This is a genomic window from Lactobacillus sp. wkB8 (genome assembly GCF_000761135.1).
Lineage (GTDB): Bacteria > Bacillota > Bacilli > Lactobacillales > Lactobacillaceae > Lactobacillus > Lactobacillus helsingborgensis.
In genome coordinates, this window is the sequence record NZ_CP009531.1 from 538,970 (window position 1) to 554,838 (window position 15,869).

Annotated in this window: 14 protein-coding genes; 13 read left to right on the forward strand and 1 reads right to left on the reverse strand. The window is 38.2% G+C overall.

The genetic code is table 11. From position 1 onward, the window contains the following. Positions 1 to 4 precede the first annotated feature (4 nt). The 13 genes from pcrA (at position 5) to LACWKB8_RS02765 (ending at position 14,926) form a co-directional block, all read left to right on the forward strand. Positions 5 to 2,248: a DNA helicase PcrA gene (gene pcrA / locus LACWKB8_RS02705; RefSeq protein ID WP_038521659.1), complete on the forward strand. Its 2,244-nt coding sequence runs from the start codon at positions 5 to 7 to the stop codon at positions 2,246 to 2,248. Positions 2,249 to 2,292: 44 nt separating this feature from the next. Next, positions 2,293 to 4,308, forward strand: a complete 2,016-nt coding sequence (gene ligA / locus LACWKB8_RS02710; protein ID WP_038521662.1) for an NAD-dependent DNA ligase LigA — start codon at positions 2,293 to 2,295, stop codon at positions 4,306 to 4,308. A gap of 13 nt (positions 4,309 to 4,321) precedes the next feature. Then, entirely contained in the window at positions 4,322 to 5,461 is a 1,140-nt protein-coding gene (locus LACWKB8_RS02715; RefSeq protein ID WP_038524936.1) for a CamS family sex pheromone protein, read from the forward strand. A gap of 14 nt (positions 5,462 to 5,475) precedes the next feature. Next, positions 5,476 to 5,778, forward strand: coding sequence for an Asp-tRNA(Asn)/Glu-tRNA(Gln) amidotransferase subunit GatC (gene gatC, locus LACWKB8_RS02720; RefSeq protein ID WP_038521665.1), 303 nt, complete (start codon positions 5,476 to 5,478; stop codon positions 5,776 to 5,778). Further along, positions 5,778 to 7,217: an Asp-tRNA(Asn)/Glu-tRNA(Gln) amidotransferase subunit GatA gene (gene gatA / locus LACWKB8_RS02725; RefSeq protein WP_038521669.1), complete on the forward strand. Its 1,440-nt coding sequence runs from the start codon at positions 5,778 to 5,780 to the stop codon at positions 7,215 to 7,217. The genes gatC and gatA overlap by 1 nt, the downstream gene beginning before the upstream one ends. Positions 7,218 to 7,220: 3 nt before the next feature. After that, positions 7,221 to 8,651 carry an Asp-tRNA(Asn)/Glu-tRNA(Gln) amidotransferase subunit GatB gene (gene gatB / locus LACWKB8_RS02730; protein ID WP_038521672.1) on the forward strand — a complete coding sequence of 477 codons (1,431 nt, stop codon included), beginning with the start codon at positions 7,221 to 7,223 and terminating at the stop codon, positions 8,649 to 8,651. 32 nt (positions 8,652 to 8,683) lie between these two features. Next, positions 8,684 to 9,604 carry a diacylglycerol kinase family lipid kinase gene (locus LACWKB8_RS02735; RefSeq protein WP_038521675.1) on the forward strand — a complete coding sequence of 307 codons (921 nt, stop codon included), beginning with the start codon at positions 8,684 to 8,686 and terminating at the stop codon, positions 9,602 to 9,604. A gap of 216 nt (positions 9,605 to 9,820) precedes the next feature. Next, on the forward strand, positions 9,821 to 10,621 hold the full coding sequence (locus LACWKB8_RS02740) for an SDR family oxidoreductase (protein ID WP_038521678.1): 801 nt from the start codon (positions 9,821 to 9,823) through the stop codon (positions 10,619 to 10,621). 14 nt (positions 10,622 to 10,635) lie between these two features. Next, the gene (locus LACWKB8_RS02745) at positions 10,636 to 12,471 is read left to right on the forward strand and encodes a helix-turn-helix domain-containing protein (RefSeq protein ID WP_038521681.1); all 1,836 of its coding nucleotides are present in this window, start codon (positions 10,636 to 10,638) and stop codon (positions 12,469 to 12,471) included. Between the two features lies 1 nt (position 12,472). Continuing rightward, a complete protein-coding gene (locus LACWKB8_RS02750; protein WP_052059640.1) occupies positions 12,473 to 12,970 on the forward strand; it encodes a transcriptional regulator GutM in 498 nt (165 codons plus the stop codon). Further along, positions 12,967 to 13,518, forward strand: coding sequence for a PTS glucitol/sorbitol transporter subunit IIC (locus tag LACWKB8_RS02755; RefSeq protein WP_038521683.1), 552 nt, complete (start codon positions 12,967 to 12,969; stop codon positions 13,516 to 13,518). The genes LACWKB8_RS02750 and LACWKB8_RS02755 overlap by 4 nt, the downstream gene beginning before the upstream one ends. Positions 13,519 to 13,542: 24 nt before the next feature. After that, positions 13,543 to 14,544, forward strand: coding sequence for a PTS glucitol/sorbitol transporter subunit IIB (locus tag LACWKB8_RS02760; RefSeq protein ID WP_038524940.1), 1,002 nt, complete (start codon positions 13,543 to 13,545; stop codon positions 14,542 to 14,544). A gap of 16 nt (positions 14,545 to 14,560) precedes the next feature. Further along, entirely contained in the window at positions 14,561 to 14,926 is a 366-nt protein-coding gene (locus tag LACWKB8_RS02765; RefSeq protein WP_038521685.1) for a PTS glucitol/sorbitol transporter subunit IIA, read from the forward strand. Between the two features lie 140 nt (positions 14,927 to 15,066). On the opposite strand, the gene LACWKB8_RS02770 is transcribed toward LACWKB8_RS02765, so the two are convergent. Then, positions 15,067 to 15,777 carry a Bax inhibitor-1/YccA family protein gene (locus LACWKB8_RS02770; RefSeq protein WP_038521688.1) on the reverse strand — a complete coding sequence of 237 codons (711 nt, stop codon included), beginning with the start codon at positions 15,775 to 15,777 and terminating at the stop codon, positions 15,067 to 15,069. Positions 15,778 to 15,869: the final 92 nt, after the last annotated feature.

The following is a 15,869-nucleotide window of genomic DNA, read 5'->3' on the forward strand; positions in this document are numbered from 1 at the left end:
CAGAATGAACACAGAATCAATTTTGACAGGATTAAATCCACAACAAAAAAAGGCAGTTAAGATTACGGAAGGACCATTATTAGTTGTTGCAGGCGCCGGTTCTGGCAAAACATCTGTGTTAACTCGCCGAATTGCTTATTTGGTTGCTGAAAAAGAGGTTGCACCCTGGAATATTTTAGCCATTACTTTCACTAATAAAGCGGCTAGTGAAATGAGACAAAGAGAACAAAAATTACTGGGTGCCCGTGCCGATAGCATTTGGATGTCTACTTTTCATGCTCTTTGTGTACGTATTTTAAGGCGGGATGCTGAAAAGATCGGCTATACTGGTAATTTTTCAATTGCTGATTCTGCAGAGCAGCTTACGTTGATTAAGCACATTGAAAAAGAGCAAAATATTAACCCGAAGATGTATGAACCTAGAAGAGTCTTAGCGGCAATTTCTAACGGGAAGAATGATTTGCTCACGCCAGATGCCTATGCAGCTAGTGCGGCTTCACCTTTTGAAAAGATAACTGCAAGGGTATATCAGGAATACCAGAGACGCTTAAAGCACGATCAAATTATGGATTTTGATGATTTGATTATGCAGACTTTGGTTTTATTCAAGAGCGATAGTACGGTTTTACATTATTATCAAAACAAGTTTCGCTACATCTTGGTAGATGAGTACCAGGATACTAATCAAGCCCAATACGAATTATGTCACGCACTGGCAGCCCAATACAAAAATATTTGTGTTGTGGGCGATGCTGATCAGTCAATCTATGGTTGGCGCGGCGCTAATATGGAAAATATTATGAATTTTGAGCAAGACTATCGTGATGCCGGTGTTCAAACAGTTAAGCTTGAACAAAATTATCGCTCAACAGGTCATATTTTAGCTGCTGCAAATGCTGTTATTAAGAATAACAGTCACCGTAAGGCTAAGAATTTGTGGACTGATCAGGGTGAGGGTGCCAAAATAACTTATTATCGTGCTCAAAGCGGCGATGATGAAGCCCATTTTATTATTGCTAAAATTCAGGAAGAAGTTAAAACTAAAAAGCGGTCTTACAATGATTTTGCCGTTTTATACCGTACAAATGCGCAATCCAGAACTGTAGAAGAATCTTTTGTAAAGTCAAATGTGCCTTACCAAATAGTTGGTGGTCATAAATTCTATGATAGAAAAGAAATTATGGACATCATGGCTTATTTGAAGCTGGTAGCTAATCCGAGTGACTCAATGAGTTTTAACCGGATTATTAATACTCCCAAAAGAGGTATTGGACCAGTGAGCGTGCGCCGCTTTTTAGATTTTGCCCAAGAAAATAGTTTGACTCTTCTGGAGGCGTTTAATCATCTAAATATGTCGGGCGTTTCACCTCGCGCCGCCGCCAAATTGAGCGACTTTGGAGCTAAATTGCGTGATGCAATTAGTTATGCTGCAGGTCATAGCGTTACCGGTCTAACTGAAAAAGTCCTGCAGGATTTTGGCTATACAGCTGCGCTTAAGTCTGAGCATACTATTGAGGCTGAAACCAGACTGGAAAACCTTGATGAATTTCTATCGGTAACAAAGCGTTTTGATGATGAATATGAGGAAAGTGCTGCAGGTGACAACGCACTTAGCGATTTTTTAGCTGAAGTGTCTCTTTTAAGTGATCAAGATGATTTGGCCAATAATGATGATCAAGTAGCATTGATGACCTTGCATGCGGCAAAAGGGTTGGAATTTCCAGTGGTCTTTTTAGTCGGAATGGAAGACGGACTCTTTCCTTTGTCAAGGTCTTTAATGGAAGACGACCAGCTGGAAGAAGAAAGACGACTGGCCTATGTTGGCATTACCAGGGCTAAACAAGAGTTGTTTTTAACTAACGCATATTCTCGGATGATGTACGGGCGGATGCAAAATAACCTGCCTTCAAGATTTTTGGCAGAAATTGATCAAGAAGATTTGAACACCGAAAATTCTGTGCCAATTGACTTAACTAGTACCAATTTTCAAACTACAACAGCACCATTTGCTAATAGTGATGAGCGTGCTCGGGCACAGGTATATACACCCAAAGTCAAACCATCTGGAGCCGTTGGCGCCGAGAAGAAGGGCTGGAACGTTGGAGACCAAGTTGAACATAAAGCTTGGGGTAAAGGCGTTGTCACCAAAGTTAACGGTAAAGGTGAAGATATGGAGCTCGATATTGCATTTAGTGGTAAAGGAATCAAACGGCTTCTTGCAGCATTTGCACCAATTAAAAAGGTATAATAAAAATAGAAGTTTAAATATATTTTTTAATCGGGAGGAAGAAAATGGCTGATTTAACTCTTGATGAAGCCAGAAAAGAAGTTGCTGCGCTGAGAGATAAGTTGGACGAATGGGCCAACGCATATTACACGAAGGATACCCCAGAGGTAGAAGATAATGTGTATGACAAAAATTATAATCGCTTAGTTCAATTAGAGCAGGAATTTCCTCAGCTGGTGTCGCAAGATTCCATAACGCAAAAAGTTGGTGGACAAATTGACAACCAGTTCACTAAAGTGACCCATGAGATTCCAATGCTTTCAATGGGCGACGTCTTTTCTAAAGAAGAACTCCAAGAATTTGATGATCGTGTTCGAAAACAAATTGGTCATGAAGTTGCTTATAATGTGGAATTAAAAATCGATGGCTTATCGATTGCGTTAGAATACACTGATGGCAAATTAACTAGGGCATCTACTAGAGGTAACGGTCAAGTCGGTGAAGATGTTACTCCCAATGCCAAATTTATTTCAGATATTCCGCAAACCCTACCAGAAAAATTGACCACAGAAGTTCGTGGTGAGTGCTATATGGGTAAAGAGCCTTTTGCCAAGCTTAATGCTGAACGCGACGAAAAAGGTGAGTCAGTTTTTGCCAACCCCCGTAACGCTGCTGCTGGTTCTTTACGGCAACTGGATGCAAGTATCACTAAGCACCGGCATTTAAGTACATTTATTTATACTTGGGTTAATCCACCGCAAGAAATCACAAGCCAGCATCAGGCAATTGAGAAAATGACCCAGCTGGGTTTTCATACTAATCAAACTGGTCGAAGAATTGCTAAAATGTCTGAAATCTTCGCTTTTATTGATGAATATACAGCAAAGAGAAATTCTCTGGATTATGGTATTGATGGGATCGTCTTAAAGGTTGATGATCTGAATTTACAACAAGATTTGGGTAATACGGTCAAAGTACCACGTTGGGAAATAGCTTATAAATTTCCGCCGGAGGAGCAGCAAACAGTGGTTCATGAAATTAAGTGGACAGTTGGTCGTACTGGTGTCGTAACGCCGACCGCAATCATGGATCCGGTGCAACTTGCTGGTACCACAGTTTCGCATGCTGTTTTGCATAACGCCGATTTGTTACGGCAAAAGGATGTTCGCATTGGGGACACCGTTATGCTGCACAAAGCGGGTGATATTATACCCGAAATTTCAGAAGTAGTTCTGGCTAAAAGACCTAAGGATGCACAACCATATCCTATTCCTACTTCTTGTCCATCATGTGGTGAAAAATTAATTCACTTAAAAGATGAAGTGGCGCTGCGGTGTGTTAATCCTTCTTGCCCAGCACAAATTGAGGAGGGTATTACCCACTTTGCATCCAGACCCGCAATGAATATTGACGGTTTGGGACCCAAAATTGTCAGACAGTTAATTAAAAATGATCTGGTTCATAATGTAGCTGATTTGTATCATTTACAAGCTGCAGACTTGGAAAAATTAGATCATTTTAAAGACAAAGCGATTAGCAACTTATTGAATGCGATTAATAACTCAAAGAGTAATTCTGTTGAATTGCTGCTGACGGGATTGGGCATTGATCATGTAGGCGCCAAAGCTGCTCGTTTGATAGCACAAAAGTTTAAAAATATGGCAAAGATTATGTCAGCGAGCGTGCAAGAAGTAGCTTCAATCGCTACAATAGGCATGACAATTGCAGAATCTTTGACTACCTATTTTGCCCAAAATGAAGTGGTGGAATTAGTTAACGAACTTAAAGCCAGTGGGGTTAATATGGATTATTTGGGTAAGAGTCCTGAAGCTGTAGCGGCAGATATTCCTGATAACGATTTTAAAGGCAAAACCGTTGTTTTGACTGGTACTCTGGCACACTATACCAGAAGTCAGTTTACTCAGAAATTACAATCCCTTGGTGCAAAAGTAACTAGTTCTGTTTCTGGTAAAACTGATTATGTTATCTATGGTCAAGATGCTGGTTCCAAGTTTACAAAAGCACAGAAGCTAGGCGTGCAATTATTGACTGAAGAAGAAGCGATTGCCAAAGTTAAATAAAGGAACGTTTAAAGTGAAAAAATACTTGCAAATATTAGCACTTCTGGGAACATCGCTCTGTTTGACGGCATGTGGAAATTTGAAAAATTCTGACTTGGCCAACAACGCGAAAACTTCTTCAAATTCTAATGCGAAAAGTTATCAAACTACTGAAACAGGTAATAATGGTTATACTGTTTTACTCAAAAATGGGCATTATGTCACTAGTCCGATAGCTGGTCTGACTGCAACTAATAATGATAATTCAGTTGATTCACGCGAACTGGAGCGCGGTCTAGTAGATATTTCTAAAGGCGTCTATTCAACTAATTCTTATGTTTTTCAAGAAGGACAGTACATCACTGCCAATATGGCAAATGAGTGGCTTGGTCGAAAATCTAAAAACAATCCGAATGGACTCAATCCCGAGGCAGGAACTAAGAAAAATTATCGGCCCTATTATCTAGAAGAAATTTTTGAGCAGGATTATTTAACAGGTTCTGGTTCGAATTATCATATCGGTGGCATTAGTATTGGCTTGGCAATTAACTCAATTGACTACTACCAAAAGGTAAAGGATGGCCCCGAATATCAAGCTGAAATTTCCCGTACTCAGCAAAAGCAATTTGGTCAACAAGCAGCCGAAAAAATTGTCTCCCGCCTGCGCAAGAAAAAGGCTTTAAAAAAAGTTCCAATTACCGTAGGTCTTTTTGCTAAAGAAAGTAAAGACTCGTTAGTAGCAGGAACTTACTTTTTAAGCGGGACAGCGGCTGCCAATAGTAGTAAAATAACTAAATGGAAAACTATTGATACCCAAGCAGAAGTATTGCCTACGGTTGGCAATAAAAAAGCAATCAACAGCAGTGATGCCTCAAGCTTCAATAGTTTCAAGGAATCTATTCAAAATTATTTCCCTAACGTTAGCGGGGTAACGGCAACATTACGCTACGAGAATGGTAAATTAGCCCAGGAAAACATTTCAATTACTACTCAATTTTATGGGTACGAACAAATTCAAAGTTTTACTAGGTTAGTGTTATCAACCGCAAAGAAATATCTGGCAAATAATGTGCCGATTGAAATCAAAATTGGCTCTGTTAATGATATTCAAGCACTAGTTGCCAAGGAAACGGGAGATAGTGGTTATCAAGTTCATATTTATGGTGGCGAATAAGGAGGTATATTTGCGTGAAAATCACAGAAGATACGATTAAGCACGTTGCGGTTTTGTCGCGACTTGAAATTGATGAAAAAGATATTGCGAAAGTAACTGAACAGATGAGTTCGATTATCAATATGGCTGATCAATTATCTGAAGTTAATACTGATGGAGTTAAAGAAACTGTTCAAGTTGTTGATCGCGATACTGTTTTCAGAGAAGATAAGCCGGAACACTGGCAAGACAGAGATGAATTAATGAAAAATGTTCCTGACCAAGCCAATGGCTTCATTAAGGTGCCTGTAATTATTAATAAGGATGAGGACGAGTAATGAATTATTTAAATGAAGATATAGACTCTTTGAATAAAAAACTTGCCCAAAACACTTTGTCAGCTGACAAATTAGCGCAAGACACAGTTGAAAATATTAAAAAAACTGATGACAAGTTAAATGCTTGGATCACAATCCAAGATGATGCTAAACCAGCAAATGACTTGGATTTTGAGCATAATAAATTAGCAGGTATTCCAATCGCCATTAAAGATAATATTATTACTAAAGGCGTTAAGACTACTGCTGCTAGTCATATTTTGGATAATTACATCCCGGTTTATGACGCGACAGTAATTGAAAGATTGAAAAAAGCGCAAGTGACTTTTGTGGGTAAAACCAACATGGATGAATTTGCGATGGGTTCATCTACGGAACACTCTTATTTTGGTATAACTCACAATCCGTGGAATTTAGATAAAGTGCCAGGTGGCTCCTCTGGTGGTTCAGCGGTTGCAGTTGCTTCAGGTCAAGTAGTTGCCGCCTTAGGTTCAGACACTGGTGGTTCAATTAGACAACCTTCTGCATTTAATGGTATTTTCGGTATTAAGCCAACCTATGGTCGGGTTTCACGTTGGGGTCTAATAGCATTTGGCTCGTCTTTAGATGAGATTGGTGTCATGAGTAAACGTGCTAAAACTTCAGCTCAAGTCTTAAATGTTATTGCCGGTAGCGATGGTCATGATTCGACCTTGTCAACTAGAGCAGTTCCTGACTTTACCAAATACATTGGTCAAGATGTCAAGGGATTACGCGTAGCAGTGGTAAAAGAATATATGGCTGCCGTTGATGGTGATATGCGTGCGGCTATCCAAGAACAAATTGATGCTTTGGAAAATGCAGGAGCAATTATCAGTGAAGTATCTTTACCTTTAACTAAGTACGTTGTTCCAGATTATTACATCATTGCTTCAAGTGAGGCTTCATCGAATTTGCAAAGATTTGATGGTATTCGTTACGGTTATCGTGCTCAAGATACTAAGAATTTATTAGATGTTTACGTTAAGTCACGTTCAGAAGGCTTTGGTGAAGAAGTAAAACGGCGGATTATGCTCGGCTCTTTTGCACTTTCAGCTGGTTCTTATGATCGTTTCTTTAGACAGGCTTCTAAGGTCAGAACGCTGATTTGTGAAGAATTCGATAAAATCTTTGCTGAAAATGACGTTATTGTGGGACCAACTACTACCACACCTGCTTTTGGTATTGGCAGCGAAATATCTGATCCAATTAAAATGTATAACAACGATATCTTGACAATTTCCGCAAACTTAGCTGGAATTCCTGCTGCTAGTGTTCCTGCTGGATTAGTAGACGGTATGCCTGTCGGTCTGCAAATTATGGCTAAAAGATTTGATGAAGGCAGTATCTTCCAAGTGGCTGACTTTATTGAACGTACTAACAAGTTTTATGAAAAAACACCAACTGGAATGGAGGATTAACTGATGAATTTTAAATCAACAATTGGGTTCGAGGTTCACTTTGAATTAAAAACTAAAAGTAAGATTTTTTCACCTTCGCCAGTAAGTTATGGTGCCAAGCCCAACACAGAAACTAATGTCATTGATTGGGCAATGCCAGGTGTTTTGCCATACGTTAACAAAGATGTTTACCGTTTAGGCATCATGGTTGCTTTGGCAACCCATTCACATATTTTACCGACTACACATTTTGACAGGAAAAATTATTACTACCCTGACAGCCCTAAGGCATATCAGATTACCCAGTTTTTCCAACCCTTAGCACGTGACGGCTATGTTGAAATAGAGTCTCACGGTAAGAAAAAGCGTATCGGTATTCACGAAATGCACATTGAGGAAGATGCCGGTAAAAATACTCACGGTACAAACGGCTTTTCCTACGTTGACTTAAACCGTCAGGGTGTGCCTCTGCTTGAAGTTGTTTCAGAACCGGAAATTGCCGATCCTGATGAAGGATACGCTTATCTCGAAAAATTGCGTAAGATAGTTCAATTTACTGGTGCTTCTGACGTTAAGATGGAAGAAGGCTCAATGCGTGTTGATACCAATATTTCCATTAGACCTGCCGGTCAAAAAGAATTGGGTACTAAGGTCGAAATGAAAAACCTGAACTCATTTGAGCATGTGCGCAAATCACTAGCCTATGAGGAAAAACGGCAGGCGCAAGTTTTGCTTTCCGGTGGCCGCGTGCAACTTTCTACTCGTCGTTTTGATGAGGCAACTGGTAAAACTGTTTTGGAGCGGGTTAAGGAAGGCGATGCGGACTACCGCTACTTCCCGGAACCAGATATTGCTCCCGATCATATTAGCCAAGAGTGGATTGATGAAATTAAAGCCTCCTTGCCACGCTCTGCGGAAGAACGCTATAACCAGTATGTTAATGAGTTTGGCTTAAAAGAATATGATGCCAATGTCCTTTTACAGACTAAAGAAAGTTCAGACTTTTATGACCAAACCGTTGCAGCTGGTGCTGATCCGCAACTTGCTGCCAACTGGATGAATACGCAAGTTAATGGTTATTTAAATGATAATCGTGTTTCTTTAGCTGATATTAAGTTGACCCCTGAACACTTGGCAGCTATGATTAAGTTAATCAAGGATGGCACAATTTCTTCTAAGATTGCGAAAAAAGTTTTTGCGGAAACTATTGCTAATGGTACTGACCCTAAGAAGTATGTGGAAGACAAAGGCATGGTGCAGTTGTCCGATACCAGTGTTTTAGCGCCAATGGTAAAGGAAGTTGTTGATAACAACCCGCAATCAGTTGAAGACTTTAAGAACGGTAAAGATCGTGCAATCGGCTACCTTGTTGGTCAATTGATGAAGCAAACTCGCGGAAAAGCCAATCCAAAAATAATTAATAAATTATTGAATGAAGAATTGCAAAAGCGCTAAGTAAGTTATTGTAGTGATAAAGGGTAGAAATTATGACTAAAAAAGCAAGACTGATTTATAACCCTGTTTCCGGCCACGAACAGATGCCAAAAAATGTCGCAGATATATTGGACGTTTTAGAACGTGCCGGTTATGAGGCGAGTGCTTTTCGAACCACCCCTGAAAAACAAAGCGCGCAAAAAGAAGCAACCCGTGCTGCCAATGAAGGTTTTGACCTAATTGTCGCTGCCGGTGGTGATGGCACAATTAATGAGGTTGTGAATGGCATTGCCTATCTGGAACAAAGACCGAAGATGGCAATAATTCCAGCAGGCACTACCAATGATTATGCCCGTGCTCTGCATATTCCTCGTAATGACGTTGCCGAAGCTACCAAAGTCATTCTTAAAAATAAAACGCGCAAAATGGATATAGGTCAAGCTACTTTTGCTAAAGACATCCAATATTTTGTTAATATCGCAGCTTGTGGCTCATTAACTGAACTGACTTATGGCGTTCCTTCAGAGGTTAAATCAGCTCTTGGCTACACAGCGTACTTGATCAAGGGTGCTGAGATGTTGCCACATTTAACTGAAAATGAAATGCGTTTAACTTATGATGAGGGCGTATATGAAGGTAAGTTGTCGATGCTGCTATTGGGCATGACCAATTCCATTGGTGGCTTTGAGCAAATAATGCCAGATGCTGAATTAAGCGACGGTTTATTTCAGTTAATTATTGTTAAGCCTGCTGATCCGGTGAAGCTGCTTAAATTAATGGCACTGGCACTGAACGGGCGTCACGTTGATGATCCTGATATTATTTATACCAAGACTACCAGTCTCAAAATTGAATTAACCGGTAAAAGTGCACACGCAAAATTGCCGGTTAACCTTGACGGTGAAATCGGTGATTATTGTCCTGTTACCTTTAAAAATTTGCAGCAGCGCATTGAATTTTTTATCGGGGAATAAAATAATCAGCGATTCTGACATAAAACAACAAAAAGGGAAATTAAGCATTAAGTTACTATTTTCTAGTAACTTAATGTTTTTTTATTGGCTTTTACTAACCCCAATCTTTAACTTAATACCCAAAATTTCTGCCAATGCTGAAAATGAGGTTATTAATATCTGCAAGCGATTTCATTAAACTGAATAATGTAATCGAATACAGAAAGGAATATTAACATGGAAGATTGGTTAAATATTGAAGATAGAGTTTACATTGTGACAGGAGGTTCATCTGGTATTGGAGCAGCTATTGTCAAGGAGCTGGCCGATAGGGGAGCAAAAGTTGTTGATGCAGACTTAAACGAATCTAAAAATGCTAATAAGAATGTGGAATTTTGCCACACAGATGTGACAAATAAAAAGGAAGTGGAGCAAACAGTCAAACATACAGTTGAAAAATATGGTCGAATTGATGGTGTTGTAAATAATGCTGGTATTAACTTGCCCCGGCTTTTAGTAGATGAGAAAGATCCTGAAAGTCAATATGAAATGACCGAAGAAGACTGGGCAAAAATGTTTACGGTAAACGTTAAAAGTGTAATGCTTATGTCTCAAGCAGTCGGTCGTTTTTTAGTAAAACAAAAACACGGTGTAATTATTAACATGTCTTCTGAGGCCGGATTAGAAGGGTCGCAAGGTCAGAGTATTTATTCGGCTACTAAAGGTGCTATTAATGGATTTACCAGATCTTGGGCTAAGGAACTGGGTAAATTTAATGTCAGAGTTGACGGTGTAGCACCAGGAATCATGGAAGCAACAGGTTTAAGAACACCAACTTATGAAAATGCACTGGCTTATACCAGAAATATTACCGTAGATGATTTGCGTGCGGGCTATAAGAGTACCTCAACCACTCCAATGGGTAGAAGCGGTCACTTATATGAAGTTGCAGATTTAGTAGCTTATCTTCTCTCCGATAGAGCAAGTTACATTACCGGTGTCACCATCAATGTAGCCGGAGGAAAATCGAGGGGCTAGATGAAAGGAAACTAATGGATAGCTATTTATTTGGACTCTTAAAACTCTTCATTGAAAATGGCTCAATGACGATGCAAGAAATTGAAGCTTACAGTAATATTTCTGCTAAAACAGCTAATAAACGTATTGCTGAAATAAATTCTATTTTAGGAAAATCAGCACATATTTCGGCTGGCATTGAAAGATTTCAGTTAATAATAAATGACTATTCAAAATTTCTGGATATTGAAACTCAATTTTTAAAAGGTGAGCTGGATTTAAATGACCCGGTTAAGAGAAAAGCATTAATTATTGATATTCTTATTAAAAATAAGAATTTTATTTCAATTGATGATATAGCAGATAAACTAACTGTTAGCAGAAAAGTAATCAATAAGGACTTAAAGCAGATTAGAGCTAGTCTTAGTTCTTATAAAGGTGAAATTGAGTCTAAAACGGGAAAGGGAATCAAAGTTAGCTTTGCCAGCAATTTCGATGAGATTTGTGCACTAAGAAATTTTGTCATTAATCACACTTCCAAATCAAGCTGGTTAAGTTTCACTACCACCTTTTCTGAGACTGTTAAAAGCTTAGAAGTTTCAAAAGAAGCTCACCACCAAATATTAAACAATATCTTAGCGGTCAAAGTATTTAAAAATTACGGCTATACTCTGCAGCAGTTGCCTGAACACTATTGTCCGCTATGGAATGAAACTAGCGCTATCTGCAACTTAATTGCCGAGTTAAAAGAGACAATCACGGATATTACTAAGGCAGAAATAAAATTTATTCTTTCGCCATTAGATTTGTCTAAAAATAATTATTTAAATTTAGCTAGTACAGAACAGGCTTTTCACCAAAATTATGAGCTGTTATTTGTCCCTTTTAAAAGTACATTGCTGCAATATGGATTAAATGCTCAAACAGTTTATGAAAGAATTAAGTGGCATTTATTATTTTCAATTAACCGGACACTTTTATATACGAAAATTATTGAGGTTTTACCCAGAAATATTTCTGACAACTATCCGATTGCCTTGGAATTTAGTTTAAAACTAGCTGATAGGATAAATACTCAATTTGCAGTTTGCCTTTCAAAAAACGAATTAAATTATTACGTGGTCTATTTTGAAATGTTTCTGGAAGAAATTTCTGAAGACACCAAAGAACAGGTAAGAGTGGCTTTTGTCGGCTCAATTCGCAGTTCCGTTAAAGGGTTCATCGAAAATAAGTTGCTGAATGTTTTTGAGAATTTAAGAACTTATTCTTTCGCTAATGTGACAGAATTCAAGAAAGCTAATGACAAATTCCTCTTAGTTTTTGTTGATAAGCCTTTAAAAATAAAAGATGTGCAAGTAGTAAATGTGGGCACGGCCTTCAGACCGGAAGCATTGTCGATAATTATGCAAATTTCTGTGATTGAGCAATTAATAAAGCAAGGGAAGATTATTTTATCCGTAGAACACCTTGAAGCCGAAGATTACTACGACGCCGTTGACAAGATGATTGACCATCAAGTACAAAAAGGGCAACTAACTCCTGATTTTAAACGCACCTGGATTGAAAGAGAAAAAGATACCAATAATATTTTTACGAATGGAATTGCAATTCCTCATGCGATTGATTTTTCAAACAAAGAAAGAATACTGGTTAGTGTAGGCATTATTGACAATAAAATTTCATTCAAAAAGAATGAACTAAAATTGATTTTTTTAATTGGCATTCCGAACAGCTTAAATAAGGAACTTATCGATGCAACATCAAGACTTTACGATTTTATTGGCTTAATTTCTAGAAACGAAATTTTATACGACAATATTGCTCAATATGATGACTCAAAACAATTAATTCAAATAGCAGAAGGTGTATAAATTGAATATTTTATTTATTTCACTGTTATTAGGGGCAGTTTTTCTACTTCAAAGTTTTTTCGGTTTTTTACAGGTTAAGAATTTTGTCAAAGTTTTTCGCAAGATGTGTAAAAACGGAAAAGTTTTAATCGGAAAGAATCCTAAAAAACTTAGGGCTGGAACTCTGTTATTACTTAATATTGATAAACAGGGCAATATCAGTCACGCTCAAATAATGAAGGGCGTAAGCATTTTTGCCAGATTTAAACAATTAAAATCATTAGAAGGTAACTGCTTACCTTTACTAGCTAGCAGTTACGAAGAATTAAATAATTACGATTCTCTCACACAAGAATGTATTTTGAATGCTTACCGCAATTTGATTAATTATCAAACCGGCAAGATGAGTCGAGAGGATATAGACACGAGTACTAATTTTCTTTCTCTGCCTGTATTTTCAATGTGGAAGAATGAGTTAGTTGGAAAATTTAAAGAAATAAGGAGAAGGCGAGAATTATGAAATATATTATTAATTTTGCCACTTGGTTTATGGGATTATTTCAAGCTGGTGGTAAGCAATTCGCAAATTGGGTAAGCACAATTATTCCGTTAGTTTTGATTATGCTGGTATTCATGAATGCTTTGATTGCAATGATTGGGCAAAAGAAAATGAACAAATTTGCTCAGGCATCTTCCAAGAATCCGTTCATGAGGTATATGATTTTACCTTTTATTGCAGCATTTATGCTGGGTAACCCTTTAGCACATACTATGGGCAAGTTTTTACCCGAATATTACAAACCTAGTTACTATGCTTCATGTGCCCAATTTTGTCACACGAGTAATGGTGTGTTTCCGCATATCAACCCAGCAGAGTACTTCATCTGGATGGGAATTGCGGCTGGTGTCCAGAAGTTAGGCTTGAATACCATGGATTTAGCCGTGAGATACTTACTTGTCGGTTTAGTTATGAACTTTATTGGCGGTTGGATTACCGACTTTACTACTGAATATGTATGTAAGACAACGGGGATCAAATTGTCTAAAGAAGCTAATGTTGCGGAATAGATTAAGATGGGAGATGACAAAATTATGACCAAATGGAAAAGCGTGAAAATAGTTCACGGTTCTGGTGGCTGGGGCGGGCCCCTAGTAATTACACCAACTGAACAAAAACACACAATTTTGTATGTTACCGGTGGCAACAAACCGGCAATAGTTGACAAGCTGGTTAAGTTAACAGGCATGAAAGCGGTAGATGGTTTTAAAACCTCTATTCCTGATGCAGAGATCGCTGTAGCAGTTGTGGACTGTGGGGGTACGTTAAGGTGTGGTATTTATCCTAAAAAGAAAATAAAAACAATTAATGTGCTTTCGACAGGAAAATCAGGACCGCTAGCAGAATTCATTACACCAGAACTTTACGTATCTGCTGTTAATGTAGATGAAATTACCAGTACGGAAGAAAACGCTTCAGCAGATAGCACTCAGAACGCAGCGGAAACTGAGCCAACTGAAAGCAGTATTGATACTCATAAAACCTTAACGCAACAAAATGATGGAAGTTGGGTAGCTAAAATTGGTGTTGGTGTTGGTAAGGTCGTGGCGATTTTTAACCAAGCAGCTAAAAAATCTGTTGATACTGTAATTAAAACCATATTGCCATTCATGGCGTTTGTATCGCTGCTGATTGGTATTATCAATGCCTCGGGTATTGGTAAGTGGTTTGCCAAACTGATGACTCCACTGGCCGGTAATGTATGGGGCTTGATGCTTCTAGGTTTTATTTGTTCCTTACCATTTTTATCACCATTATTAGGACCCGGCGGAGTTATTGGACAAATTATTGGTACTTTGATCGGAGTAGAAATTGGCAAGGGTAACATTCCACCACAATATGCTCTGCCAGCATTATTTGCCATTAACACCCAAAATGGTTGTGATTTTATTCCAGTTGGGTTAGGTCTAATGGACGCAGATGCAAAAACCGTTGAAGTCGGAGTTACTTCAGTATTATATTCAAGATTTATAAATGGTGTGCCACGTGTATTCGTAGCATGGCTTGCAAGTTTCGGCCTTTACAGTGGAAAATAGAAAGGATTTCTAAAAATTGGGAAAAGAGCCTATATTTAAAACAGTAGTTAGAGAAATTGGCAAAGAAGCACAAGATTTCAAAGCCGTTGACATGTTGATTTTCTTCGGTGATGAAGCACCAAGTGCGTTACGTGACTCTTGCTTCATTATTGACGTTAACAAAGTAGATGCCAAAATAATAAAAGGCATGACACTTAAAATTGGTGATACTGATTATCAAATTACCGCAGTGGGTAGTGAAGTTAATACCAATTTGAGTAATTTGGGTCATATTGCCGTTAAGTTCACGGGCGATGAAGAAGCCGATTTACCAGGTTCCTTATATGTTGAAAAGAAAGCTTTTCCAACAATTGAAGTAGGTACTGAAGTAGAAATCTTTTAAAGGCTTTAGTATATTAGTTAAATTTCGGGAATTTAAAAACACTCCTTATTAACTTGATTAGTTATCAGGAGTGTTTTTTTGATAAAAAAATAAGTAGTTCTATCTTAAGAACTACTTATTATTATCTTGATGGTTTGGCGCTAATTGCGACTATTGCTGCTGCCACCAAAGATTTCTAGTAAGAACATAAAAATATTAATGAAATCAAGGTAGAGTTGCAATGCACCAAGTACTGCCAAGCCATTAGTTGAAACTTGATTACCGTAATTGACGTATATTGCTTTCATCTTGTTAGCATCACTGGCAACTAAGCCTGTAAAAAGAATGACGCCAATAAATGAGAAGACATAGTTAACGGCAGGGTTGCGTAAGAACATGTTAACTATCAGGGCAACTACAAAACCAAGTAAAGCAGCATTCAGGTAGGCGTTCCAGTTGCTAAGATCCCTTTTAGTGAAAGTACCAAATAAAGCCATAGCAATAAAGACGGCGGCTGCTGAGACAAAGGCAGAGGTGATTTGGGTGCCGGTATAAAAGCCCGCAATCAAGGCAAACTCAAAGCCGTAAATTCCGGCTAAAATTGTTAACATTACTAGACTGGCTACCGGACTGCGATCCGCTTTAAAGCTAATTCCCATTGATAAGCCAAAAGGGACAAATAAGATGAGCCACATCATTGCTACTGGCATGTTCATTACAGCGCTTCTGAATACGGTCATTGTTAAATAGGCAGCTAATGCAGAAACAAGCACTGCACCACCCATCAGCGCATACATTTTAGTTAAAAAAGTATTAGTTTCGGAGATGGTGTGGATTTGGCGCCTATCTGAATTAGTATCATAATTATTCATGAAAAACGTCCTTTCTTTAATTTATTAATAATAAAAGTAACACAGACTAAAGTAAGTGTGAAGGGAAAAAACTGAAATTAATCCAATGTTAA

What these genes read in the sequence shown, in the direction of transcription:
- pcrA (WP_038521659.1), top strand. Translation starts at nt 5, where the DNA reads ATGAACACAGAATCAATTTTGACAGGATTAAATCCACAACAAAAAAAG.
- LACWKB8_RS02755 (WP_038521683.1), top strand. Translation starts at nt 12,967, where the DNA reads ATGAAATATATTATTAATTTTGCCACTTGGTTTATGGGATTATTTCAA.
- gatB (WP_038521672.1), top strand. Translation starts at nt 7,221, where the DNA reads ATGAATTTTAAATCAACAATTGGGTTCGAGGTTCACTTTGAATTAAAA.
- LACWKB8_RS02740 (WP_038521678.1), top strand. Translation starts at nt 9,821, where the DNA reads ATGGAAGATTGGTTAAATATTGAAGATAGAGTTTACATTGTGACAGGA.
- LACWKB8_RS02760 (WP_038524940.1), top strand. Translation starts at nt 13,543, where the DNA reads ATGACCAAATGGAAAAGCGTGAAAATAGTTCACGGTTCTGGTGGCTGG.
- LACWKB8_RS02735 (WP_038521675.1), top strand. Translation starts at nt 8,684, where the DNA reads ATGACTAAAAAAGCAAGACTGATTTATAACCCTGTTTCCGGCCACGAA.
- gatA (WP_038521669.1), top strand. Translation starts at nt 5,778, where the DNA reads ATGAATTATTTAAATGAAGATATAGACTCTTTGAATAAAAAACTTGCC.
- LACWKB8_RS02745 (WP_038521681.1), top strand. Translation starts at nt 10,636, where the DNA reads ATGGATAGCTATTTATTTGGACTCTTAAAACTCTTCATTGAAAATGGC.
- LACWKB8_RS02770 (WP_038521688.1), bottom strand. Translation starts at nt 15,777, where the DNA reads ATGAATAATTATGATACTAATTCAGATAGGCGCCAAATCCACACCATC.
- ligA (WP_038521662.1), top strand. Translation starts at nt 2,293, where the DNA reads ATGGCTGATTTAACTCTTGATGAAGCCAGAAAAGAAGTTGCTGCGCTG.